The 22362-nt window shown below is 69.7% G+C and carries 23 protein-coding genes; 15 read left to right on the top strand and 8 right to left on the bottom strand.

Translation table 11 applies throughout. The features are described from left to right. Positions 1-13: 13 nt before the first annotated feature. Positions 14-112: a mycofactocin precursor MftA gene (gene mftA / locus GVY64_RS19545; RefSeq protein WP_157107015.1), complete on the bottom strand. Its 99-nt coding sequence runs from the start codon at positions 110-112 to the stop codon at positions 14-16. A 473-nt stretch (positions 113-585) separates the two neighbouring features. Here mftA and mftR2 point away from each other — a divergent pair, with 473 nt between their 5' ends. Then, positions 586-1224 carry a mycofactocin system transcriptional regulator MftR2 gene (gene mftR2, locus GVY64_RS19540; protein ID WP_159843404.1) on the top strand — a complete coding sequence of 213 codons (639 nt, stop codon included), beginning with the start codon at positions 586-588 and terminating at the stop codon, positions 1222-1224. A 61-nt stretch (positions 1225-1285) separates the two neighbouring features. Next, positions 1286-2341 carry a ferredoxin--NADP reductase gene (locus GVY64_RS19535; RefSeq protein ID WP_159843402.1) on the top strand — a complete coding sequence of 352 codons (1056 nt, stop codon included), beginning with the start codon at positions 1286-1288 and terminating at the stop codon, positions 2339-2341. A 32-nt stretch (positions 2342-2373) separates the two neighbouring features. Here GVY64_RS19535 and GVY64_RS19530 read toward each other — a convergent pair whose 3' ends face one another. The 4 genes from GVY64_RS19530 to GVY64_RS19515 form a co-directional block, all read right to left on the bottom strand. Then, on the bottom strand, positions 2374-3111 hold the full coding sequence (locus GVY64_RS19530; RefSeq protein WP_159843400.1) for a DNA alkylation repair protein: 738 nt from the start codon (positions 3109-3111) through the stop codon (positions 2374-2376). Between the two features lie 384 nt (positions 3112-3495). Then, entirely contained in the window at positions 3496-4257 is a 762-nt protein-coding gene (locus tag GVY64_RS19525) for a glutamate racemase (RefSeq protein WP_159843398.1), read from the bottom strand. A 395-nt stretch (positions 4258-4652) separates the two neighbouring features. Continuing rightward, positions 4653-5849: an NAD(P)/FAD-dependent oxidoreductase gene (locus tag GVY64_RS19520; RefSeq protein WP_159843396.1), complete on the bottom strand. Its 1197-nt coding sequence runs from the start codon at positions 5847-5849 to the stop codon at positions 4653-4655. Further along, positions 5846-6049 (bottom strand): hypothetical protein, encoded by a 204-nt coding sequence (locus tag GVY64_RS19515; RefSeq protein WP_159843394.1) that lies wholly within the window; start codon positions 6047-6049, stop codon positions 5846-5848. Before GVY64_RS19515 ends, GVY64_RS19520 begins: the two co-directional genes overlap by 4 nt. Positions 6050-6066: 17 nt before the next feature. Between GVY64_RS19515 and GVY64_RS19510 the strand changes: the two genes are divergently transcribed. The 6 genes from GVY64_RS19510 to GVY64_RS19485 all read left to right on the top strand — a co-directional run bounded on the left by GVY64_RS19510 (position 6067) and on the right by GVY64_RS19485 (position 10468). After that, positions 6067-6423, top strand: a complete 357-nt coding sequence (locus GVY64_RS19510) for an SPW repeat domain-containing protein (RefSeq protein ID WP_159843392.1) — start codon at positions 6067-6069, stop codon at positions 6421-6423. A gap of 5 nt (positions 6424-6428) precedes the next feature. Further along, a complete protein-coding gene (locus tag GVY64_RS19505) occupies positions 6429-7052 on the top strand; it encodes a TetR/AcrR family transcriptional regulator (protein ID WP_236566993.1) in 624 nt (207 codons plus the stop codon). An 88-nt stretch (positions 7053-7140) separates the two neighbouring features. Then, on the top strand, positions 7141-8094 hold the full coding sequence (locus tag GVY64_RS19500; RefSeq protein ID WP_159843387.1) for a type IV toxin-antitoxin system AbiEi family antitoxin domain-containing protein: 954 nt from the start codon (positions 7141-7143) through the stop codon (positions 8092-8094). A 105-nt stretch (positions 8095-8199) separates the two neighbouring features. Continuing rightward, complete coding sequence (locus GVY64_RS19495; protein WP_159843385.1) at positions 8200-8469, top strand: hypothetical protein; 270 nt, start codon at positions 8200-8202, stop codon at positions 8467-8469. A gap of 182 nt (positions 8470-8651) precedes the next feature. Continuing rightward, entirely contained in the window at positions 8652-9662 is a 1011-nt protein-coding gene (locus GVY64_RS19490; protein WP_159843383.1) for an adenylate/guanylate cyclase domain-containing protein, read from the top strand. A 38-nt stretch (positions 9663-9700) separates the two neighbouring features. Beyond that, on the top strand, positions 9701-10468 hold the full coding sequence (locus tag GVY64_RS19485) for an RluA family pseudouridine synthase (protein ID WP_159843381.1): 768 nt from the start codon (positions 9701-9703) through the stop codon (positions 10466-10468). 648 nt (positions 10469-11116) lie between these two features. Here GVY64_RS19485 and GVY64_RS19480 read toward each other — a convergent pair. Next, positions 11117-11716: a TIGR03086 family metal-binding protein gene (locus tag GVY64_RS19480; protein WP_328820978.1), complete on the bottom strand. Its 600-nt coding sequence runs from the start codon at positions 11714-11716 to the stop codon at positions 11117-11119. Between the two features lie 51 nt (positions 11717-11767). Here GVY64_RS19480 and GVY64_RS19475 point away from each other — a divergent pair, with 51 nt between their 5' ends. The 3 genes from GVY64_RS19475 to GVY64_RS19465 all read left to right on the top strand — a co-directional run bounded on the left by GVY64_RS19475 (position 11768) and on the right by GVY64_RS19465 (position 13903). Next, positions 11768-12205, top strand: a complete 438-nt coding sequence (locus GVY64_RS19475) for a MarR family winged helix-turn-helix transcriptional regulator (protein ID WP_159843376.1) — start codon at positions 11768-11770, stop codon at positions 12203-12205. Positions 12206-12373: 168 nt separating this feature from the next. Continuing rightward, entirely contained in the window at positions 12374-13159 is a 786-nt protein-coding gene (locus GVY64_RS19470; protein WP_236566992.1) for a metallophosphoesterase, read from the top strand. 66 nt (positions 13160-13225) lie between these two features. After that, positions 13226-13903, top strand: a complete 678-nt coding sequence (locus GVY64_RS19465) for a phosphodiesterase (RefSeq protein ID WP_159843374.1) — start codon at positions 13226-13228, stop codon at positions 13901-13903. On the opposite strand, the gene GVY64_RS19460 is transcribed toward GVY64_RS19465, so the two are convergent. Then, positions 13900-14961, bottom strand: coding sequence for an AraC family transcriptional regulator (locus GVY64_RS19460; RefSeq protein WP_159843372.1), 1062 nt, complete (start codon positions 14959-14961; stop codon positions 13900-13902). The two genes, GVY64_RS19465 and GVY64_RS19460, sit on opposite strands and share 4 nt — an antisense overlap. 84 nt (positions 14962-15045) lie before the next feature. Here GVY64_RS19460 and GVY64_RS19455 point away from each other — a divergent pair, with 84 nt between their 5' ends. The 4 genes from GVY64_RS19455 to GVY64_RS19440 all read left to right on the top strand — a co-directional run bounded on the left by GVY64_RS19455 (position 15046) and on the right by GVY64_RS19440 (position 20711). Further along, positions 15046-16512 carry a flavin-containing monooxygenase gene (locus GVY64_RS19455; RefSeq protein WP_159843370.1) on the top strand — a complete coding sequence of 489 codons (1467 nt, stop codon included), beginning with the start codon at positions 15046-15048 and terminating at the stop codon, positions 16510-16512. 75 nt (positions 16513-16587) lie between these two features. Beyond that, positions 16588-18705, top strand: coding sequence for an ATP-binding cassette domain-containing protein (locus tag GVY64_RS19450; protein ID WP_236566991.1), 2118 nt, complete (start codon positions 16588-16590; stop codon positions 18703-18705). Beyond that, a complete protein-coding gene (locus GVY64_RS19445; RefSeq protein ID WP_159843551.1) occupies positions 18705-19442 on the top strand; it encodes an energy-coupling factor transporter transmembrane component T family protein in 738 nt (245 codons plus the stop codon). The genes GVY64_RS19450 and GVY64_RS19445 overlap by 1 nt, the downstream gene beginning before the upstream one ends. A 615-nt stretch (positions 19443-20057) precedes the next feature. Beyond that, positions 20058-20711 carry an ammonium transporter gene (locus GVY64_RS19440; protein WP_159843368.1) on the top strand — a complete coding sequence of 218 codons (654 nt, stop codon included), beginning with the start codon at positions 20058-20060 and terminating at the stop codon, positions 20709-20711. 233 nt (positions 20712-20944) lie between these two features. Here the strand turns inward: GVY64_RS19440 and GVY64_RS19435 are convergent, their stop codons facing one another. Beyond that, the gene (locus GVY64_RS19435; RefSeq protein ID WP_159843366.1) at positions 20945-22201 is read right to left on the bottom strand and encodes a lipase family protein; all 1257 of its coding nucleotides are present in this window, start codon (positions 22199-22201) and stop codon (positions 20945-20947) included. Positions 22202-22362: the final 161 nt, after the last annotated feature.

Here is a 22362-nt window from a genome sequence, read left to right as displayed (position 1 = left end):
CGTCGACCGCCCGTCAGTAGACGCCGCACATGCCGTCGATGGACACCTCTTCGATGAGGCTCTCCTCGACCAGCGGCGCCTCTTCGGCCGACCGCGCGGCGGCGGTCTCCATCCGTCCGGTGTTGTCGGTTTCCGCGTGTCCGATGGACCCGTATTCCGGCATGGCTACCTCCGCGAGGACGATCCGTGTGCGGACTGCACGGCGCAGTCCGTGCTCACACAATAACGTCATCAACTGACAAAAGAACAGGTTTCAGTCATCGAATCGATGGCCCGCGGGTCCGGCCACCCCACGACGCGTTCGACCGGGCGTTCGGCGGCGAGCCGAGTGCAACAGGCGGCGACGGGGCCGATACCCGGCGCTCTAGACTGCGCATTGCAAGCAGCTGAACAGAATGTGACGGGCAGCACACGCCCGCGGTGGTCGAGGTGGCATGGGAGTCGGACGAATGCAGGCGAACGGGGGCGGCAGCGCACGCGGTGCGAGCGCCAGGCCCGGAGGCGGAAGCTTGCGTAACCACGCAGGGCCCGGGAGCGCCGCACCTCGAACACAGCGGTGCGCACATCAGGCCCGGAGGCGGAAGCTTGCGTAACCACGGAGGGCCCGCGAGCACCACGAATCGAACCCTGTCGGAGTCCGAGATCGTCGAGGCCGCACTGCGCGTGGTGCGCGAGGACGGCGTGGAGAAACTGTCGATGCGGCGACTGTCCCGCGAACTCGGCGTCTCCCCCATGGCGCCCTATTACTACGTCGCCGACAAACGGGAGCTGCTCGACCTCGTCGCCAGCGCCGCGCTGACCGGAGTGCGCACTCCGCCAGCGGAATCCGGACCATGGCAACACCGGCTGCGCGATCTCGTCGACCAGATCGACGAGAAGCTGCGCAAGCATCCCGGCCTCGGTGACATCCTCATCGAGCAGATGCTCGGCAAACAGCTCGACCTGATCGCCGCGATCATGGACATCCTCGACGACGCGGGTTTCGGCGACCGCAACATACTGGCCGCCTACGCGACCATCCACACCTACTTGTTCGGCCGCAGCCGGGTGAATCCACGCGACCGCTCGGCGCCGGCCGATGTCACGCTGCCCCCCGTGGTCGAGCGGGCCACGCGGTACATCGGCGACCTGCGCGGACGGTACTCCTACGACTTCGGCATGGAGGTGCTGATCGCCGGTCTGGAGGCCCAGCTTGTCCGCCAGGCGACGCCCGACGTACGATGAAACTGAAACACGTTCTAGTTTTTGCGTCGCGGCTCGCCCGTGCCAGGTTCGAGAGGACGACATGACCACTGTCGAGGTTCCCCACGGCTCGCGCTCGGTCGTGCTGCGGGTGTCCGCGGTCATCACCGAGACGGCCGACACCCGCTCGCTGGTCTTCGACGTTCCCGACGAGCTGGCCGAGAAGTTCCGCTACCAACCCGGACAATTCCTCACCCTGCGCATCCCCAGCGAGCGGACCGGCTCGGTGGCACGGTGCTACTCGCTGGCCAGCTCGCCCCACACCGACGACCGCCCCAAGGTGACCGTCAAGCGGACCGAGGGCGGCTACGGGTCTAACTGGGTGTGCGACAATGTCAAAGCGGGCGACCGGATCGAGGTGCTGCCGCCCTCGGGCGTCTTCACCCCGAAGGACCTGGACGAGGACCTGCTGCTGTTCGGCGCGGGCAGCGGCATCACGCCGGTCATGTCCATCCTCAAATCGGCGCTGGCCCGCGGCACCGGCCGCATCGTGCTGGTCTACGCCAACCGCGACCACGAGTCGGTGATCTTCGCCGGTGAACTGCGCGAGCTGGCCGACAAACACCCGCAGCGTCTCACCGTGATCCACTGGCTGGAGTATCTGCAGGGCCTGCCCACGGCCGACGCGCTGGCCACTCTCGTCGCCCCGTATCGCGGCTACGACGCGTTCATGTGCGGTCCGAAGCCGTTCATGGACCGGGTGCACGACGCGCTCGCACAATTGGGCGTCCCCCGCTCGCGCACGCACGCGGAGGTGTTCAACTCCTTGGCGGGCGATCCGTTCGCCGATCAGGAGCCGGTGGAGGTCTCCGACGAGGAAGCGGCCGACGCGGCGACCGTCGAGGTCGAACTCGACGGCGAGGTGCACGAGCTGAAGTGGCCGCGCAAGCAGACGCTGGTGGACATCATGCTGGCCAAGGGCTTGGACGTGCCCTATTCCTGCCAGGAAGGCGAATGCGGCTCGTGCGCCTGCACGGTGCTGGAGGGCAAGGTCGAAATGGACAACGCCGAAATCCTCGACCCGGAGGATATCGAGAACGGTTACATCCTCGGCTGCCAGGCGCATCCGGTGACCGACCACCTGAAGATCCAGTTCTGAATTCGCGCCGTTAGCCGAACGATTGCGGTGACTCATCGCGCGCGGTAGTCGGCGCGGATCTCCGGCGGCAGGTGCTCGGTCGCGTAGCTCAACGCGGTACGCCCCATGGCCGCAGCGTGCCGGTCGAGGAACTCGGTCAGCAGGCTGCGGTCGACGCGCTTGCCGACTTCGCGCAGCATCCAGCCCACCGCTTTCTGGATCAGATCGCGGCGGTCGCCGAGCAGCAGTTCGCTCAGCGCGAAGGTGGTCGAGGCGTCGCCCGCCTTGATGAACGCGAAAGTGGACAGCAGCGCGACCCGCCGCTCCCAGAGCGACTCGGCCCGCGCCAGCTGGAACAACAAGTCACGCGGTTTGTCCAGCAGCCAGGGGCCGACGACGTTCTCCGCGGACACGTCCACGAGATCCCAGTTGTTCACCCGGCCGCGACGCACCGCCGCCAGATACAGCTCCACCATGGCCGCGCGGGCGGCGTCGTCGAAGGAGCGTGGCCGGGACGCCGCGGCGAAGCGCGCGTTCAGGATCACCAGCGCGGTGAAGCGGTCCTCGTGCACGTCGCTGTCGAGCAGCCGGTCGATCTCGTCGAGCGGGAGCGCCGCAAAGCGTTTCGCGACACCGCGGCTCGCCGGGACCCGGACCCCGAGAAACACGTCACCCTCGGCGTACTCGCCTGGTCCGGTCTTGAAGAACCGCTGCAGGTTCGCCGCATCGGCCGGATTCGCCAGCTCCCGCAACGCGGCCTGCACATCGGCAGCGGTCACCGAGTCGCTCATCGAACCACGCTCCTGTTCCGGACTGCGCTGCGCGCGAGTGGAATGATGTCACCGGGACTGCCGCCGCGCCGGGGCCCGGTCGCGACGGATACCTCTGTTGAGGCGGTTACGACGGACGGTACCGGCGGGCTACGACATCTCGGCGAAACCGGTCCCACACTCGGAAGTGACACCGAAAGCCGCCGTTGCACGGCCTGATCAGGCGAAGTCTTCCCGCGGCCGTCGGCGCGCCGACGGCCTCGGCTGCGGAGCCGCAAGCAACGGCAACGGACCGGCCGCTACGGCGCTCACTCGGCGTCGCGCGCTTCGACATCCCATCGTCCCGGCACGACCGTCGGCGTGGAGTGGCCCTTCAGCGACGCGAACGCGATACCGGGCAGCGCGTCATCCCTGCGCGCCCAGGACGCGTCCCGACTCGAAGGCGGCCGCACTGGCGGGCAGCGCACCGGGGCGTCCGCTGTTCAGGACCCTGACCTCGCCGTTGCCGGTGCTCCGGCGCCCCAGTGCCTCGATGCGCCGAATGGTCTGCGCGGCAACGGCTTGCGCGCTGTCGAACAGCCGGACGCCGTTCGGCAGCGCGGCCACGATCGCGTCGGTCACCAGGGGGTAGTGCGTGCAGCCGAGCACCACGCCTTCCACGTCCGGCGGCGTCCGCTCCGCGGCGCCCGCGATCGCTTCGTGGGCGGCGACCAGATCACCGCGGTCGATCGCGTCCGCCAACCCGTGGCAAGCCACTCCCACCACGTCGGCGTCCCCGCCGAACTTCGCGATCAGGTCGGCCTGATACCGGCTCGCCGTGGTCGCCGCGGTGGCCCAGACCGCCACCGACCGGCAGACGGCCGCCGCGGGCTTGATGGCGGGCACGGTGCCGATCACCGGCACGTCGGGCCCGACGTCGGCGCGGACGTGCTCCAACGCCGTGACGCTGGCGGTGTTGCACGGCAGGACGATCACCTCGGCGCCCGAGCGGAGCGAGGTCCGCGCGGCGTTCACCACGCGCTCGACCACCCAGTCCTCCGGCTTCGGCCCCCACGGCGCGCCCTCCGGGTCCAGTTGCAGCAGCAGATCCACATCGGGCCGCAACTTGCGCAACCAAGCGGCGGTGGGCAGCAACCCCAGACCTGAGTCGATGAGCGCGACGATCACCGCACCACCGTATTACAGCCTCATGACACCGCCGCACGCCGTGCGCGCCCCGGCGCATGCTCCGCAACAACCGCGGGCACGCCTGCCGCCGCACACCCGGGCGCGGGAAACTCGCCGCACTGCCGCACTGCCGCACTGCCGCACTGCCGCACTGCCGCACCGCTGCACCGCAGCACCGCTGCACCGCAGCACCGCAGCACCGCAGCACCGCAGCACCGCAGCACCGCAGCACCGCAGCACCGCAGCACCGCAGCACCGCGACGGGAGGCTAGTGCCCCTGAACCCGCGATCGTCCATGTCCCACCCGGCGGCTTCGGCGTTCGATCGCAGATCGATCTGCTTCTCCGCACCCGACCGCACCGGTACGAGTTTCCGCGCCCGGCCCCGGCACGCGGTCAGCTGGGCGCGAGCAATTCGGTCACCGGAGCACCGGCCGCGATCTTCGCGCGCGCCTTCATCACCTGGGCGGTCATGCCCGCGCCGACGACGCCGGTGAGGTTGCCGCTCTGGGAGTAGTAGGCCAGGAACTTGCGACCGTCGTCGGAGGCGATGTGCACCTCGTCGGTCGCGCCCGGGGTACCGAGGGCCTGGATCTTGACGTCGTACTGGTCGCTCCAGAAGTACGGGACGCGAGCGGCCGTGGGCGGTTGCGCCCCCAGCAGCGCGCAGGCCACCAATTTGGCCTGCTCCCCCGCGTTGGTCCAGTGCTCGACACGCTTGCGCAAACCGGTTTCGTGCAGCCAGGCCGCCACGTCGCCGACCGCCCACACGCCTTCGGCGGAGGTCCGGCCCACCTCGTCGGCGAGCACGCCGCCGCCGGCCGACGGTTCGGCGAGCGCGACTCCGGATTCGCTCAGCCAATCGGTCACCGGCCGCGAGCCGACCCCGATCACGACGAGATCGGCGGCCACCTCCGCGCCGTCGGACAGGCGTGCGCCGCGCACCCGTCCCGCATCGTCACCGAGGAGGGTGTCCACGCCGACGCCGCAGCGCAGATCGACCCCTTCCGCCCGGTGCATCCGCGCGACCAATTCGCCCACCTCCGCGCCGAGCACCGTGGCCAGCGGCGTCGCCTGCGGTTCGACCAGCACGACGTCCACTCCCTGCGCCCGGAAACTCGCGGCGAGCTCGCAACCGATGAAGCCCGCGCCGACGACGAGCGCCGTCGCGGCGGCGGCCAGATCGGCGCGCAGGGCGACGGCGTCGGCATGGCCGCGCAGCACGTGCACGCCGCCGAGCTCGGGCAGGCCGGGCAAGCGGCGCGGACGCAGGCCGGTGGCGATGATCAGCTGGTCGTAGTCGAGGGTCGTGCCGTCGGCGAGGCGAAGGCGGCGGGCGGCGGTGTCCACCCCGACGGCTTCGGTGCTCAATCGCAGATCGATCTGCTTCTCGGCGTAGAACTCGCTCGGACGCAGCGTGGTGTCGTCGGTCTCGCCGCGCACGAATTGCTTGGACAGCGGCGGCCGGTCGTACGGCAACCGCGACTCGTCACCGAGGAGCACGAGTTCACCGGCATAGCCCGCGCGGCGCAATTCCTCCGCGGTGCGCAGGCCGGCGAGGCCAGCTCCGACGATCACGATCGGCGCGGTCATCCGGCCATCCCTTCTCTGGAACCCAGCGGCCGATTCCACGGAACCGGCGGCGCGACGAAAGCCCACCCTAACCTCTGCTTGGTCCATTCCTCTGTGACAGCCATCACGCCGAAGTAAGACAACAACAGCCGCGCAATCGTATTCGTTTCGATATTGATCGGGCGGTCAATCAGGGATATACCGAGGACAGCAACACTCACAGCCTGAGGAGGTACCCATGTTCACCGAGAGCCGCGCGCAGGATTTCCTCGCTGTCGTGCTCGGAGCCTTCGCCGCGCTGTCCCCCCTCTGGGTGGACACCAACGACAACGCCATGTGGTCGCTGATCGTGCTCGGCGTGCTCATCGCGCTCACCGGTCTGGCCCAGATGGCCCGCCCCGACATGGCGGCGGCGGACTACGCGATGGGCCTGTTCGGCGTCCTGCTGTTCCTTTCCCCGTGGGTCATGGACTTCACGGAGTACCGCAGCGCATCCTGGACCGCATGGGTAGTCGGGGTGGTGACGGCGGTGGTCGCGGTGGCGGCGCTGCCGACCGTGTCGGGACGTCTGCACGACATGGCTCCGCATCACTGATGCAGATGCCGAAAACCCGCCGCGCCGGGCGTCGCCGCAGCGCGAAAGCCGACGGTGACGCCCGGCAGCTCATTCTCGACGCCGCGGAGCAGCTCTTCGCGGCACAGGGATACGACGCCACCGCGACGGCGGCCATCGCCGCCGCGGCCCGGGTCCCCAAAGGACTCGTCTTCTACTACTTCCCCACCAAGGACGCGATCCTGTCCGCACTGATGTCCGAGCGGATTCCCGCGCAGCCGATCGACGACATCGGCACGGTGGTGGCCCCGGGCGACCCGGCGGCGAGCCTGGTCAACCTCGACGCCGCGTTGAACCTGCGCGACCACCACTCGTCGGTGCTGCGGGTGATCCTCTGGCGGGAGGCCGACACCCATCCGGACGTGCGACGACAGCTGCGCCGCCTGCGCGACCAGATGCTGGAGGTCACCGCCAAGGTGCTGCAGGCAAGCGCCCCGGCCCCGGTCCGGCCGGGAACCCTGCGCGCGTGCGCCGCGGCCTGGGTCTCGGCGATGTTCGCCATCGCCAGCACCGACCGGCTGCACGCGCTCGACGGCGTGCCGCTGCCCACCGCCGACGAAGTGCTGAACGTGGCCCAGGTGGTCGCAGCCGGGATGGCCCAACTGGGCTGACCCCGCGAGTTCTCCACAGCCCGTGGGTTGTGCACATACGCTGCCCGGCCGAGTGTCTCGCGGGCGCCGGTCGATCACGATCGTCGGTATGGAAGCACCGCAACTGATCTCGCGCCGGCAAGCGCTGGCCTCCGGACTGTCCGACAAGGCATTGCGCAGGCTGTGCAGCTCCGGGCAATGGCAGCGGCTGCGCGCCGGGCACTATCTGAACGCGCCCGGCTCCGCGCTCGGCGCCACCGGCCGGCATCTGCTGATGACGCTGGCGACCGCGGAATCCACGTCCGACTCCGCCATCACGAGCCACTGTTCGGCGGCGGTGCTGCACGGGATGACCACCTGGGGCATTGCGCTCGACCGCGTCCATCTCACCAGGAATCGGATCAACGGCGGGCGGCTGAGCAGACGGGTCGTGGTCCATTCGGCCCAGGTGGAACCGGACGAGGTCACCCTGGTCGATGACATTCGAGTGACCACTCCGGCTCGGACGGTGCTCGACATCGCCCGCTCGGAGGGGTTCGACCAATCGGTCGCACTCGGGGACTCCGCCTTGCGCCAGGGACTGACCACCACCGCGGAATTGCGGGAACACCTCCGCCGGGCCCGGCACCGTCCCGGATGCCGCCGGGCCGCCCTGGTCCTCGATCTCCTCGACGGCCGCAGCACGAGCGCAGGCGCATCGCGCATCCGGATCCTGTTGCACCGAGCCGGTTTCCCCGCGCCGCAGGTACAAGCACGTGTCTTCTCCGACGACCAAATCTGCGTCGGCCGCGTCGATTTCCTGTTCCCCGAGCTCGGCGTGATCGGCGAGTTCCGCACGCAGAGCGACCGTCGAACCGGTTCCCGCGCATTTTCCGCCGATAGGGTGGTCGCGGCGGAGAAGGAGCGCGAAGACCGGCTCCGCGCCCTCGGCTGGGCGGTCGTTCGCTGGACCGGCGACGATCTCGCCGCTCCCGCCCGCCTGGTCGCACGCTTACACGCGGCCGTCCGCGCCGCCGCCGACAACCACCGCTCCGGCTACTGGACCCCCACGCCCAAACCATGACCCTGCGCACCGATCCGGTGACCTCGGAAAACCGGTCGTCGCCGCACCGTGCGGTCACTCCGGACGCGGAGGGGTTGGAGCATCGCCGACATCTGGCACGCCCGCATGACCGCGACGCTCGGCCGTTCGAAGGACGCGGACGCGCTGTACGCCATCCACATCGGCGCCGGCCCGGAGCCCACGTCGTTCGATCCGATCCGCACCTATGCCGACAACCACCGTTATCCGCGGACGCGATCGCCGGACTCGCAGCAGCCCATCGGGGCCCGCACCGGCATCACCTTCGTCGGGTACGAGAATCCACCCGCGTCAGCATCGAACGCCGCGTGCGAGCCTCACTGGGCAATGAGGCAAGAGGCGACGAGATCCCGCTAGGCACCGGAGTGCGAGCGTGGGCGAACGCACCGAACCGGGACCGGCCGCGCCCGGCGCCCCGAACGGGTCGCGGTGGCTGGGCGCCTGCGGTGCGGCACCGGAATCGACGTGGCATGCGCGAAGGTATGTGAACCCTCCCAATGGAAGCCGAGCGGCCGGATCCGGCCCGTAAGGTACCGATCATGGTGCCCACCGATAGGTCCGAATTGGTGCGCTCGGTCGTCGAGTCCTATCTGCTCGCCGGAGCGCGGCGGTACAACCGCACCGAAGTCGCCGAGCAGTCGGGGACGACGACGGCGCTCACGCGGCGATTGTGGACGGCGCTCGGTTTTCCGTCGAGCATCGGTGACGACGCGGTCGACTATGCCGATGCCGACGTCACGGCGGTACGCAACTTCGAGCAGTTGACCGTGTTGTCCTCGGCCGACACCCGGCAGCAGTCGGCGACCGCGCGCACGCTCGGCCAGGGCATGGCGCGCCTGGCGGAATGGCAGGTCGACCTGGTGCTGGCGGAGATCGAGGAGCGCATCGCCCGGGCCGACCCGGGAGCCGACGCCGAGGAGACGGTGCGCACCGCCACCGAAGGCGCCATCGCCACCCTGGAGGAGCTGAACAACTATGCGTGGCGGCGCCATCTCGCCGCGGCGCTGTCACGCTCGCTCGACCCGGGGACCAGCGCGGGTGAGTCCGTGCGCGAGCTGGCCGTCGGTTTCGCCGACATGGTCGGTTACACCCGGCTGACCCGGCATCTGCATCCGGACGAGCTGTCCATTCTGTTGGAGGCGTTCGAGTCCACCACCACCGCCGCCATCACCGAGAACGGCGGTTGGGTTATCAAGAACGTGGGCGACGAAGTCATGTTCGCCACGGAGACCGCCACCGAGGCCGCGCGCATCGCGCTGGCCATCCAGGAGTCGACCATGATGGTCGGCGGTACCCCGGACCTGCGCGTCGCGCTCGCCTACGGCCCGGTGCTGCAACGCTTCGGCGACCTGTACGGCTCGGTCGTGAACATCGCCTCCCGGCTCACCGGCGTCGCGCGACCGGGCACCGTCCTGATCGATGACGGAGCCGCCACCGCACTGGAGGGCGACCCGGGCTTCACCATCAAGCACCTGCGCAGCGTGCGCGTGCGCGGCTTCAACCGCCTGCGCCCGCATCTGCTGCGCCGCAACGGCAAGAACGGCAGGTAGCCGACACCGCCCGCCACCCGCCACCCTAGGCTCGTCCGGTGGACAAGGATTGGTCACAGTTGCGCGCACGTTGCCTGGTCGAGGAGGACGCGGCGATCCTGGCCCTGCGCAAACCCCCCGGCATCTCCGTCACCGGTGAGCGCCACGACACCGATCTCGTCGAACTGGCGGCCGCCGCGGGGGAAACGCTGTATCCGGTGCACCGGATCGACAAGGTGACCTCCGGCTTGATCCTGTTCGCGAAGGAACTGCGCGCCCACGGCGAGCTGACCAGGCAGTTCAACAAGCAGACGGCGAACAAGGCGTACCTGGCCGTCGTCGCCGCCACCGGCCTGCCCGATACCGGCGTATTCGATCTGCCGCTCAGCGTGGGACGCAAGAACCGGGTGCGGATCGCGGCGCCGCGAGAACGCATCCGGCACGAGGGGGGCTGCTGGTTCGTCGATGCCGCCGACCTGCTGCCCGCCAAGAACTACCCTTCGCTCACCCGGTTCGTCACGGTGCTGCGCGGCCCCGCGCACACCGTGCTCGCCCTGCGCCCCGTCACCGGCCGTCGCCACCAGATTCGCGTCCACCTCGCCTGGACCGGGCATCCGATCGTCGGCGATCCCTTGTTCGACCGCTCCGGCGCCGAACCGCGCGCCTACCTGCACTCCTGGCGGCTGGGCCTGGCCGCCTCGTGGCGCACCCCGCCCGAACTCACGCTGACCGCCGAGCCGGACGCCGACTTCTGGCGCCCACTGGCCGCATCCGCCGCCCCGGACGCCCTCGAACGCGCCGCCGACGCGCTGCGGACCCTCGACTAGCGCGTTTCCCCACCGCACCGGGCATTGCCGGGTGCGGCCGACAGCGGCGCGGCCGACGCGGGGCTGGACGCCGAGCTGACCGCACCTGAGGACGGGGTCGGTGTGCCGAGAGTCCCTGCCGCGTCCGGGTGGTCTCGGCTGTGGACGACGCACAGGACGCGGTTCGACGGCCGCCGTGCTCGAGTTCGCGTGCCAAACCGAGTAGGCGCCGGACGCGCGCCTTGGCGCGAAGCCGCGCGATCTTCTCCGCGTCGGGCACCCTTGGCGAGGGACCACGCCGAGGAAACGTCCGGCGCGCTTTCGAAATCGCGCCGGCCTGGTCGGCGGCAGCGGCGACGCTGCCGGTCACGATCTTGACGTTTCCCGCTCTCCAGGATGCGACAGGCCACCTCGGCACCGTCGACCTGCTGCTGGGCGTTCGCCTGACCGCGGCGCTGCCGATGTGCGTAGCGCCTGGCCCGGCCGATGAGCGGCCAGGTCACGACGCACGGATGTCGCGGCTACCCACCGCTTCGCACGGCTGTCGTCCCGGCACAGCAGGAGAAACCGGAACGGTGAACCTCCGTTCGCGATTCATCCACAGTCGTCCCCAGGCAGATCATCCGAGTGCGCACGACCGGAGTGGCAGCCGTGCGCACGGAACCATAGTCAGTTCGGCCAGTTCGGGGAGCGGCCCAGAAGCAGCAGGATCCGGTCGAGGGTCGGCGCTTGTTCCGGGACGGACAGCGCCGGGGCGAAGGCCGCACCAGGGGCCGTGCGTTCAGGGCCGTCGGGAACGGCGAGGGAGATCTCCAGCGCCGCTGCGGCCACGTCGGGGTCGACGGTGATGGTCTCTCCGATCGATCGGGCGACGTCCCAGGCGTGCACGACGCTGTCCACGAGGTGGAAGCCGATCACGCGGGTGGCGGGAATCCGCTGATCGGTCACTTCCGGCAGTAGGAGCGCGCGCTCGAAGACGTCCTCGGCGGCGAAGGCGGCGAGCACGTCGTCGGCCGAAGCGCGATAGTCGGCGACCGGATCCGCGGACGCGCGGACGCTCCAGACCTCGGTGTCCTCGCCGCCCCGCGCGGCGGCGGCGAAACCGTGGTTCTGCGCGATCATGTGTTCCAGCAGGTCACGAAGGCGCCAACCAGCGCAGGGGGTTTCGGCGTCCAGCCGATCGGGGCGCACGCGGGAGACGGCGTCCACACTCAGCCGAACCGAACGGGCATGCCGGTCACGCAGATCTTTCCGGGAATCAGTAAGCATCTGCATATCGTATGTGCAAGCTTACGATTTGCCAACCAGTATCGTCGTCCCATGCCGAACGCCCGCCCCGATCTCGCCGCGATGATCGCGCCGCTCGGGCGGGCGCTCATCGCCGCCGAATTGCCCATCCTGGAGCGCCACGAATTGTCGATGTGGGGCTACGCCGTGCTGCTCGGCCTCGGCGGCGAACCCGTCTACACCCAGGCGGCGCTGGCCAAGGCGATCGGCGCCGACAAGACCCGCATCATCGGCGTGCTCGACGAACTCCAGCGCCGCGGCTTGATCACCCGCGAACCGGATCCGGCGGACCGGCGGGTCAACCTGGTCGCGCTCACCGACGCGGGCCGCGACCTGCGCGACCGAGCCCAGCGCGACATCCAGGCCGGCGAGGAGCGACTGCTGGAGCGGCTCCCCGCAGCCGACCGCCGCGTCTTCCTGCGCGCCTTGCGCACGCTCTCCGACTCGGTCGCCGAACGCTCCGAGTTCTGACCCGCAATCCGACCGCATTGTGACTTCAGACACAAATCGATGAGTGCCCTCCGCCCGGTGGCGAGCGTCATGGCGACGCGGTATACGCAGGTCAACTAGCCTGATGACGGGCGGCGGACGCGACCCGCGCACCCTCTGACGCAATGCAGCGAACCCTAGCGAAAGCGAATGCCGATGATCCTGGTTGCTCAGGTCAGCGACACCCATTTCGATCTCGGCGCCCGCAACGCCGAGCGGGTACGACGGGTGATGGACTACTTCGCCGGATTGCGCCGCAGGCCCGACGCCATCCTGGTGACCGGCGACATCACCGATTCCGGCAAACCCGAGCAGTACGCGGAGGCCAAGCTCGCGTTCGACACCGACATCCCGGTGTACGTCCTCCCCGGCAACCACGACGACCGTGCGGGCTTCCGTACCGCCCTGCTCGGCGAGCCATCCTCCGGCGCCCCCATCAACCAAGTGCGCCGCATCGGCGATCTCACCGTCGCACTGCTGGATTCGAGCGTTCCCGGGGAGCCGGGCGGACACTTGTCCGACGAGACCTACCACTGGCTGCGCGAGGTGCTCGGCGGGGCGCCCCCGGGTAAGCCGATCCTGCTCGCGCTGCACCACCCGCCCGCACACCTGTTCAGCCCGATCGTCGACGGGATCTCCCTCGCCGATCCGCAGCGGCTCGCCGACCTGGTGGCGGGCGACGACCGGATCGCCGCCGTCCTCACCGGGCACGCGCATTCCGCCGCGACCTCCACGTTCGGCGGCCGCCCGCTGCTGGTGGCTCCCAGCACCGCGTCGGTCCTGAGCGGGGAATGGGAACTCGACCCGCCCGATCACGTCATGGACTACGCGCCGGACCCGGCGGTCGCGCTGCACGTCTTCGGTGACGACTATCGCTTGACCACCCATTTCCGGACGGTTCCGATGGGCGGCCGGATCGGCGTGCAACCGGCCTGAGCGCGGTTTACCCGGTGCGAGCCGGGGCAATCGGGAGGCACACGACGCCTACCCGGGAGGACCACCATGGTCGACCTACCAGCCGCAGTGGTGAGGACCGCGTTCGCGACCGGTGCGCGGATCCGGCATGCGCGGGTTTTCCATCCCGCGGGCCTGCACCTGGCCGGTCGTCTGCATGCCGAGCCCGAGTTCGAGCCGCTGTTCGGCGGCGGTGATCGCGCGGTCATCGCGCGGGTGTCCAAGGGCATCGGCCTGCCCGACGGCCTGCCCGACGTGCTCGGCCTGGCGTTCCGCGTGCTCGACCGAGACGATCAGCCTTGGGATTTCGCGCTGGCCACCACCGGCCGGGGACCGCTGGGCCGGTTGGTGATCACCCCGGCGCGCGGCTGGGCCAGTGCACGATACGGCTGCCTGATGCCCTACCGAATCGGCAATTCCGCGCCGACCTGGTTCTTCGCCGAGCCGGACAGCGTCCAGCCCTCGTCCGCGTCGCTCGAGGCGATGCAAGCTCACCTGGACGAGGACTTGGTCAGCTTCACACTTACCGCGGGCCGCCTCGGCGGGCCGACTTGGCGGGTCGCCGAACTCACGCTGCGACTCGCCGAAACCGCCGAGTACCGCACGGATTACTTCGACCCGATGCTCAACCACCCGGCCGAGGTGGAATTGTTTCCCAAGGCCATCGGCAAGATCCGCGAGCTGGCCTACACAGGCAGCAGGAGCGGTCGGGGCGAAGAGACCTAACGCCGGACGGCGCGTTCGCGGCGGTAGGCCGCCGGGGTGTTACCGGTCCACCGCTTGAACGCGAAGATGAAGGTCGAAGCTTCGGCATAGCCGAGACGGATCGCGACATCGCTCACCGATAGCGGTGTCGCCGTGAGCATTTCCTCCGCCAAAGCGCGCCGCACTTCATCCAGCAACGCGCGATAGCTGGTCCCCGCGGCATCGAGGTGCCGCCGTAGCGTGCGAGTGCTCATGTTGAGATCGTTCGCCACGGCGTCGATGCCGGGCGGGGCGGCGAATCCGTCCGCGCCGCCGCGCGGAACCAGACGTTCGCGCACCTCGGCCGCGATGCCGGTGCGGGCCCTGCGCCGGTGCACCAGCTCCCGGCACTGCGCCAGGCACATGGCCCAGGTGTGCTCGTTGGCCTGCGGCAGCGGTTTCTCCAACAGCATGGGCTCGATGGCGAACAGGTTGCGCGGCATGCCGAAATCCGGTGGCACGAGCGTGACCTCCGCGATCCGCTCGGCGTAAGCGGGCTCGGGGAAACGGAATTCGGCCCTGGTCAAGGGCAGGCGCGTGCCGAGCAGATCGCTCATCACCTGATGCATCGCGGTGACGTCGCGTTCGACCAGGAACTGGCGCACGTCCGTCGGCACCGACTCGTCGTGTACCACCGCGACGAACTCGCTCTCGCCCCATTCGGCCACCGGTATGCAGAAGGTGAAGCTGAGATCGAGGTAGCGCAGCGCGAAACTGATCGCCTCCCCGAGTGTCGGACTGCTGACGCAGGCGAAGCCGAAGATGCCGAAGGTGGTGATCCGGTAGCGGCGGCCGACCTCCACCCCCAGGGCGGGCAGGTCGCGGAGTTCGCGGACGAGATTGCGGATGACCGCCAGTTCGGTGTGCGCGTCGATCTGCGCGTCCGGATCGCGCAATTGCCGCTCGCCGAGCGCGGTGCCGTGCAGCATCCGCGCCGCGGGCACACCGTGTTCGGCCGCGTAGCCGACCATCAGCGCCACGCTCGCCACGCCGCGCGGAAAATTCCAATCGCGGACATCCGGATCCTGCACCCGTTCCACGCGGACATTATGGCCGAATTTCTCTATGCGACGGCACGGCGGCTCTACAGTGGAGTCATCTACGGTCGGAGTGAGGAGTCTCACATGACAGGGCGCGATCGGCCGTCGATCCTCGTCATCGGCGCGGGCTTCGGCGGTATCGGCATGGCGATCGAGCTGCGGCGCAACGGCTTCGACGACATCACCATCCTGGAGCGGGCCGCCGACCTCGGCGGGGTGTGGCGAGAGAACACCTACCCCGGCGCGGCCTGCGACGTCCCGTCCCCGCTGTACTCGTATTCGTTCGAACCCAAGCCGGACTGGCCGCAGCGATACTCGGGCCGCGCCGCCATCCACGCCTACCTGCGCGGTGTCGCCGAACGCCACGGCATCCTGTCGGCGATCCGTTTCGGCACCAGCGTCACGGACGCCGAATTCGACGACGCCACCGGCCGATGGACCGTCCGCACCGCCGACGGGGACAGCCGGGTCGCGGATGTGCTGATCTCGGCGGTAGGCCAGCTGTCGCGTCCGTCCTTGCCCGCCATACCCGGCATCGACACCTTCGCGGGCCCCTCGTTCCACTCCGCCGAGTGGGACCACGACGTCGACCTGCGGGGCAAACGCGTCGCCTGCGTCGGCACCGGGGCCAGCGCGGTCCAGTACATCCCGGAGATCCAGCCCGAGGCCGCCCACCTCACGCTGTTCCAGCGCACACCGGCCTGGGTGATCCCCAAGTTCGACACCGACTACTCGCCGATCCAGCACAATCTGTTCGCACGGGTGCCGGGCGCGCTGCTGGCCGAACGGTTCGGGTGGTGGTCGATCGCGGAATTCGTCTCGCTCGGGCTGGTCGAGGTCCCCGCCATCGCCCGCTGGGTGGCCCGCATCGCCTCCCGGCACCTGGCCGAGCAGGTCGAGGATCCGCAGCTGCGTGCGAAACTCACCCCGGACTACCCGATCGGGTGCAAGCGCGCGCTGTTCTCCAACGACTACTATCCCGCGCTCACCCAACCGAACGTACGGGTGGAGACGGCCGCGATCAGCGAGATCACACCGCAGGGCGTGCGCACCGCCGACGGCGCGACGCACGAGGTGGACGTGATCATCTACGGCACCGGTTTCAAGGGCACGGAGTTCCTCTGGCCGATGGAGATCCGGGGCCGCGGCGGCCGCAGGCTGGCCGACGCCTGGGCCGACGGCGCGCACGCGTATTACGGCATCACGGTGCCGGACTTCCCGAACCTCTTCCTGGTCTACGGGCCGAACACCAATCTCGGCGTCGGCTCGATCATCTACATGATCGAGTCGCAGGCCCGCTACATCCGTCAAGCCGTGCAGTGGCTGGCCGACCACCCCCGCCACTGTGTCGAGGTCCGCGCGGAGTCGGAGGAGGACTACAACACCGCGCTCCAGCGCCGCTTGGCCCGCACCCCGTGGAACTTCTGCTCGAGCTGGTATCGCAATGCCGCCGGTCGTATCACCAACAACTGGCCGGGCTCGCAGACCAGCTACCGTCGCCGCACCCGGCGCTTCGATCCAGTCCACTACACGCTCACCCCCGTCGGGTGACCGATCGCGCGGCGTGCGGGCCCGCTCGAATTCGCCTCCGCCCGGCATCACCCGCCGGGCTGGCAGACTTGTGCTGTGAATGAACTGGCCCGTCCGGGCGCATCGGCCGAACGCGGGCCGCTGCGGCCCCTCGAGTTGGCCACCGGCGCCGTGCTGGGCGGAGCCACCGTCGGGCTGGTGACCATCGGCTCGGTGGTCCCGTTCGCCGGCGCGCTGCAGTTGGTCGCCGCGGTCCCGATCGGGTTGATCGCGCACCGCTTCCGAGCGCGAGCGCTGGTCACCGCGACCATCGCCGCCACGCTGGTCACCTTCGTCGCGGCCGGTCTGGCTTCGGCGACGGTGCTGGTGGCCTCGGCCACCATGGGCGCCATCATCGGGACCGTGAAGCGGCGCGGCGGCGGCCTCGTCGCGGTGCTCGGCCTCTCGCTGCTGGCCGGACTGGCCTGGGCCGCGCTCGCCGTCGGGTCGCTGCTCGCGATGTCGAGTGCGCGCGAGTTGGTGTTCGACAACATCCGCAACGGCTCGCGCGGCTTGCAGGACCTCGCCGGCCGAGTGGGTCTGGCTTCGCTCGGGCAAGTCGTGGCGGACCTCGCCGACGCCGTGCTGCGCTCGTGGTGGCTCTGGGTGGGCGGCGGAATCGCGCTCGGCATGCTGGCCACCGGCGTGTGCTCCTGGTATGTCCTGGGCTCGGTGCTCGACCGGCTGGACTGGCTGCCCGGCCAGGACCGGCTCGCCGCGCCGCCCGACGACCGGCCCATCGCGCCGCTGCCGGTCACGCTGAGCGATGCCGGATTCCGCTACCCCGGCGCGGCGCGCGACGCGCTCAGCGGCGTCGATCTGACCGTCGAGGTCGGGGAATTCGTCGCCGTGGTCGGCCACAACGGTTCGGGCAAATCGACGCTGACCCGTGTGCTGGCCGGGCTACCGCCCACCTCGGGCTCGGTGCGGCGCCCCGGCTCGGCCGGACTGGGACAGCTCGGTGGCACGGCGCTGGTCTTGCAGCGACCGGAGAGCCAGACCCTCGGCGTGCTCGTCGCCGACGACGTCGTGTGGGGGCTGCCCGCGCACCTCGCCGCCGAGGTGGACGTCGAGGGCTTGCTGAGCGAGGTCGGTCTGGCCGGGATGGGCGGCAAGGAGACCGCCACGCTCTCCGGCGGACAGCAGCAGCGGCTGGCGGTCGCGGCAGCGCTGGCCCGGCGGCCCGCCCTGCTGATCGCCGACGAGGCGACCTCGATGATCGATCCGGACGGACGCCGGGAACTGGTGGAACTGCTCGCCGGCCTGCCGAAGCGGCATCCGATGGCCGTGGTCCTGGTGACCCACCACGAAGCCGACGCCGCGGCCGCGGACCGGGTCGTGCACCTGGCCGGAGGACGCTCGGTCGCGCACCTGCCCGCGTGGCCCCGCCCGGCCCGCGCCGCGCGCCGCAGGCCGATGGGCGAGCCGATCCTCGAACTGCGCGATGTCCGGCACACCTACAACCGCGCGACGCCGTGGGAAGCGCCCGCGCTGCACGGCGTCGACCTGTCCGTCCGCCAAGGCGAAGCGCTGCTGGTCGTCGGCGGGAACGGGTCGGGCAAGTCCACCCTGGCCTGGATCGTGGCGGGCTTGATCGAACCGACTTCCGGCCGGTGCGAACTGCGCGGTAAGCCGGTCGGCAAGCAGATCGGCGCGGTCGGGCTGGCGTTCCAGCATTCCCGCCTGCAATTGCAGAAGCAGACCGTCGGCGCGGAGATCGGGGACTGGGGCGGGCGCGCCACGGGCTCCGGCGCGGTCGGGCGCGCGCTGGACGCGGTCGGGCTGGACCGGTCGCTGGCCGCGCGCTCGATCGAAGAACTCAGTGGCGGCCAGGCCAAACGGGTGGTGCTCGCCGCGATCGTGGCCAGCCATCCCCAAGTGGTCGTGCTCGACGAACCGCTGGCCGGTCTCGATCCGGAGGGCCGGGCCGACATCGTGGAATTGCTGGCGCGGCTGCGGGACGCAGGCTTGACGCTGATCGTCATCTCGCACGACGTGGCGGATATGGCGGCGGTGTGCGACCGCACGGTGCACCTGCGATCGGGCCGCATCCTGAGCGCGGAGTCCGCGTGGGCGGCAGCGCCTGCGCCGGGCAAGGCTTCCGCGCGAGCCGATTCCGGAGCGCTGCGCGCGCCCGGTGAAGCGGCCTGGCGCTTCGATCACGGAGGTCGATGATGAGCACAGTCCTGCTGCGCCAGGTACCCGTCGGCAGTCCCGTGCACCGGCTGTGGGCGGGCACCAAGATGATCGGGGTGTTCCTGATCAGCCTGGTGCTGATGTTCCTGCCGTCCTGGCCGGTGCTCGGGGTGATGACGGCGTTCCTGGTATTCGTAGGCGTCCTCGCGCGGCTGCCGCTGGGCACGCTGCCGCGGCTGCCCTGGTGGTTCTGGGCGCTGTTCGTCCTCGGCGGCCTGCTCACGGCGCCCGTCGGCGGTGCGGCGGTGCTGCGCTACGCGCAGATCGCGACGTTCACGCTGATCCTGGTGGCCGCCTCCTTCCTCATCGCGTGGACCACGCCGATGGGTGACATCGCACCCGCCCTCGCCAAGCTGGGCGCGCCGTTGCGCCGACTCCGGATGCCGGTGGACGAATGGGCGGTCGTCGTCGCGCTGACCCTCCGCGGTCTGCCGTTGCTCATGGAGGAGATCCGGGTGCTGCGCGCCGCTCGGCGCCTGCGCCCCAAAGAGGGCATGATCGCCCGCGCCGCCGACAACCCGCTCATCGACATCCTCACCGCGGCCATGGCGGTCGCCACCCGCAGGGCGGGCGAACTGGGTGAGGCGATCACCGCACGCGGCGGCACCGGGCAGCTCACCGCCCATCCCAGCGCACCCGGCCTGCGCGACGCTCTGGCGCTCGTGCTGGTCGTCGGCGTCAGCCTCGGCTGCGTCGCTCTGCACCTGCTGCTCTGAGCGCGGGCCCGCGAAGCGGTGTTTCCAGCCACATTTCGGCCAAGAGGATTGCTGATCGTTTGCAAACCGACTGATATCAGGTGAGATAACCTCCGATCGAAGACCGAGGCAGCGCGTGCTCGAGCCCTATGCGTCGAACGCGTAGCCGCCGACCCCGATCGCGCAGCCGGGCCACGGCGCACGATCTCCTTCGAGCCACCCGGCCCGTGGTGGACGCGGGCCGGGCGAACGCACCCTCCACCGGATCCCGTCGCAAGACTCACCAAAGCCATTGCTGGACTGCGGCTTACACGCGGACCGACATCCGGGTACTTCGCGATCGATGCTTCGATTCGGAGGTTGCACCGCCCCGCTCCGCGCAAAGGCCGACCGGCCCGACCGAAATGTTCGCAATACCACACCGAAAATAGCCGTTGGCTATGAAAAGCAGGCGACAAAGGCGGAAGATTACCCTCCGAATTCGTTTCCCAAACCTCTTCCGTCACAGTACAGTTATCACTCGGAAGTAGCTGTTCTTTGTATCACATCCCGGATGAGCACGCCGGTGGGGGAAGGAAATTCGGTGTGCGCCGCGTTCTCTATTGCTCGAAGCCTGATGAAGATTGGAAACCGAGAATGATTCTGCGGAAAGTCACTGCCGCTGTCGTGCCACTGGTCGCCGCGCTCACGGTAGGGTCCGGCGTCGCGCACGCGGAACCGGACGCGACAACGGTCCCGGATATCGGCTATCGAGCCGAATTGATCGGAAACAAGGTCGTCACGACGCTCACCGCGGGCACGTTCGAGCTGCGCGGTGACGCGGTCGACATCAAGGACGCGGCGGGCGACGTCGCGGTCACCCTGCCCCTCGCTTTCCGGCAGGACGGGCTCGAATACCCGATGGCCCACCTCGTGCGCGACGCGGGCCGAGTGCTGGAGCTGACCGTCGTCAAGGACGCGACGCAGGCCCGCCCGGCGGCAACGCCGGTCGCCTCGCCGTTCGAGAACCAGCGCGCGATGGACGCCTTCCTGTCGCAGTTCGGCATCGCCACCGCGGTCGGCGGCTTCATCGGTACGGTCATCGGAGCGCTGGTCGGCCTGACGGGCATCATCGGAGGACCCGTCGGTATCGCCACCGTGCTCGCGGGCGCCGGTATCGGCGGCATCATCGGCACCATCGTCGTCGGCGGACCGGCCCTGATCATCGCGGGTATCGATCTGATCAGCACGCTGGCCGCCCCGCCCGGCACCACCAAGTGGATGGACACCACCGGGCGTTCGCAGAACTGACCAGGCGCCTCCGGGCACGACGCGCACCGAATCGTCCGCGATTCGGTGCGCTTTCATCTGTACGGACAGCCCGTGGTCCGCTGGAGGTGAGCACCACGCATCGCGCACCCGCGCCCGTCGACGGATCCGGTGCCGCATCGCCGATGACTTTCGAGACGAACACCGCGCACACACCCATGCCCGTCGAGGGCTCCGTTGTTCCGGACCGTCACCGACGACAAGCGGTCGTCCACTTATCGCTCACGACACCCGGGGATCACCGGTAGTCCCGCGAACCGATCGGCGAGGAAGTTCATCGCACCCGGCGCCTCACCGATCGCCGCCGGGTTGTGGGTGGGCAGCATCGAGTGCACCGAGGTGATCGACGCTCCCTGCGCGCAGTACCGGCCGATCAGGTCGGTGAAGCCCGCGACGGGGATCACGTCGTCGGTCAGGCTGTGGTACAGGTACATCGGCGTCTCCGGCGCGCTGCCGCCGAGTTCCTGGGCGTCGGTCGCGGCGCGGAAAATCGGATGTTTCAGCAGGTCCGGGACGACGGCGAAGTCGTCCACCCACGCGCCGACGTATTTCGGCACCAGGTCGGATCCGCACATGGTGGCATTCTCGGCCAGCGCCGCACGCCCCCGATCGTTGAGCAACTCCAGCACGCCGTTACCGGGATCGTTTCGGGCGAGCGCGAACACGATCAGCAACGCCAGCCCGGCCTGCACGGTGCCGTCCGCCTCGCGAGCGATGGCGGGCCAGTCCGCGGGAACGCCACCCGAGGTGATTCCCGCGAACCGGACGTCCGGGGCGTACTCCGGCTGCAACTGCGCGGCCCACAACGTGGCGAACGCGCCGCCGGAGTAGCCCCAGGCGCCGATCGGCGTCGCGGGTCCGAGTCCGGCCTGCGGAAGATCACGCGCCGCACGGATGCCGTCCAGCACACCGCGTCCGGAGTTCACTCCGTCCAGGAACCGGGATCGCGGCCCCTCGTAGTCACTGGCCACCACCGCCCACCCGCGGCGTAGCGCCTCGGCCATGAACGGCGTATCGATCACCGTGTTCACCGCGCCGGTGTCCCAGCCGCCGCGCAGCGCGAACGACGGTGCGCACCGCGTGCCCAGACTGTCCTCGGGCACCTGATACGACAGCAGGGGCCGGGCGCCCGGGCCGAACCACGGCAGCATCGGCACCAGCACGGTCGCCACGTCGGCTACGGGATCGTCGCCCGCGTCGGTGGTGCGATACTTCACCTGCCACGCCGAAATCGGCAGAGGCAGTCCGAACAACGCGATGGGGCGGGAATCCAGCACGGCGCCGTTGCCATAGCGCGCGAGGTCGGCGGGAGCCGCGTAGAACGGGTCGTGGTCCGGCGGCGGTAGCTCGGCGTGTGCCGCTGGGACAGCGGCCAGCACGATCAACGCGGACAGAATGATCCCCAGGATCACCGTGCACACGGGGCGGTTGCTCGCCTGCGCGATGACAGGCGCTGCGTGAACATCCTTCATCAGGGCCTCCCCAGTCCCGGCGAGGCGGTGGGTCCCCCGGTGCGGCGGGGCTCACCTGACCTCCTGAACTCCACGGTACTGCCGGGCCGACCGGCCCGGCAACGGTCGATCGCAGGTCACACCCACCGCCGCGGGTGTCCGCCCGGCTGGCTACAGTGTTG

Origin of the sequence: Nocardia sp. CY41 (assembly GCF_009829325.1) — a bacterium.
Lineage (GTDB): Bacteria > Actinomycetota > Actinomycetes > Mycobacteriales > Mycobacteriaceae > Nocardia.
This window is presented reverse-complemented; position numbering and strand designations above follow the sequence as displayed.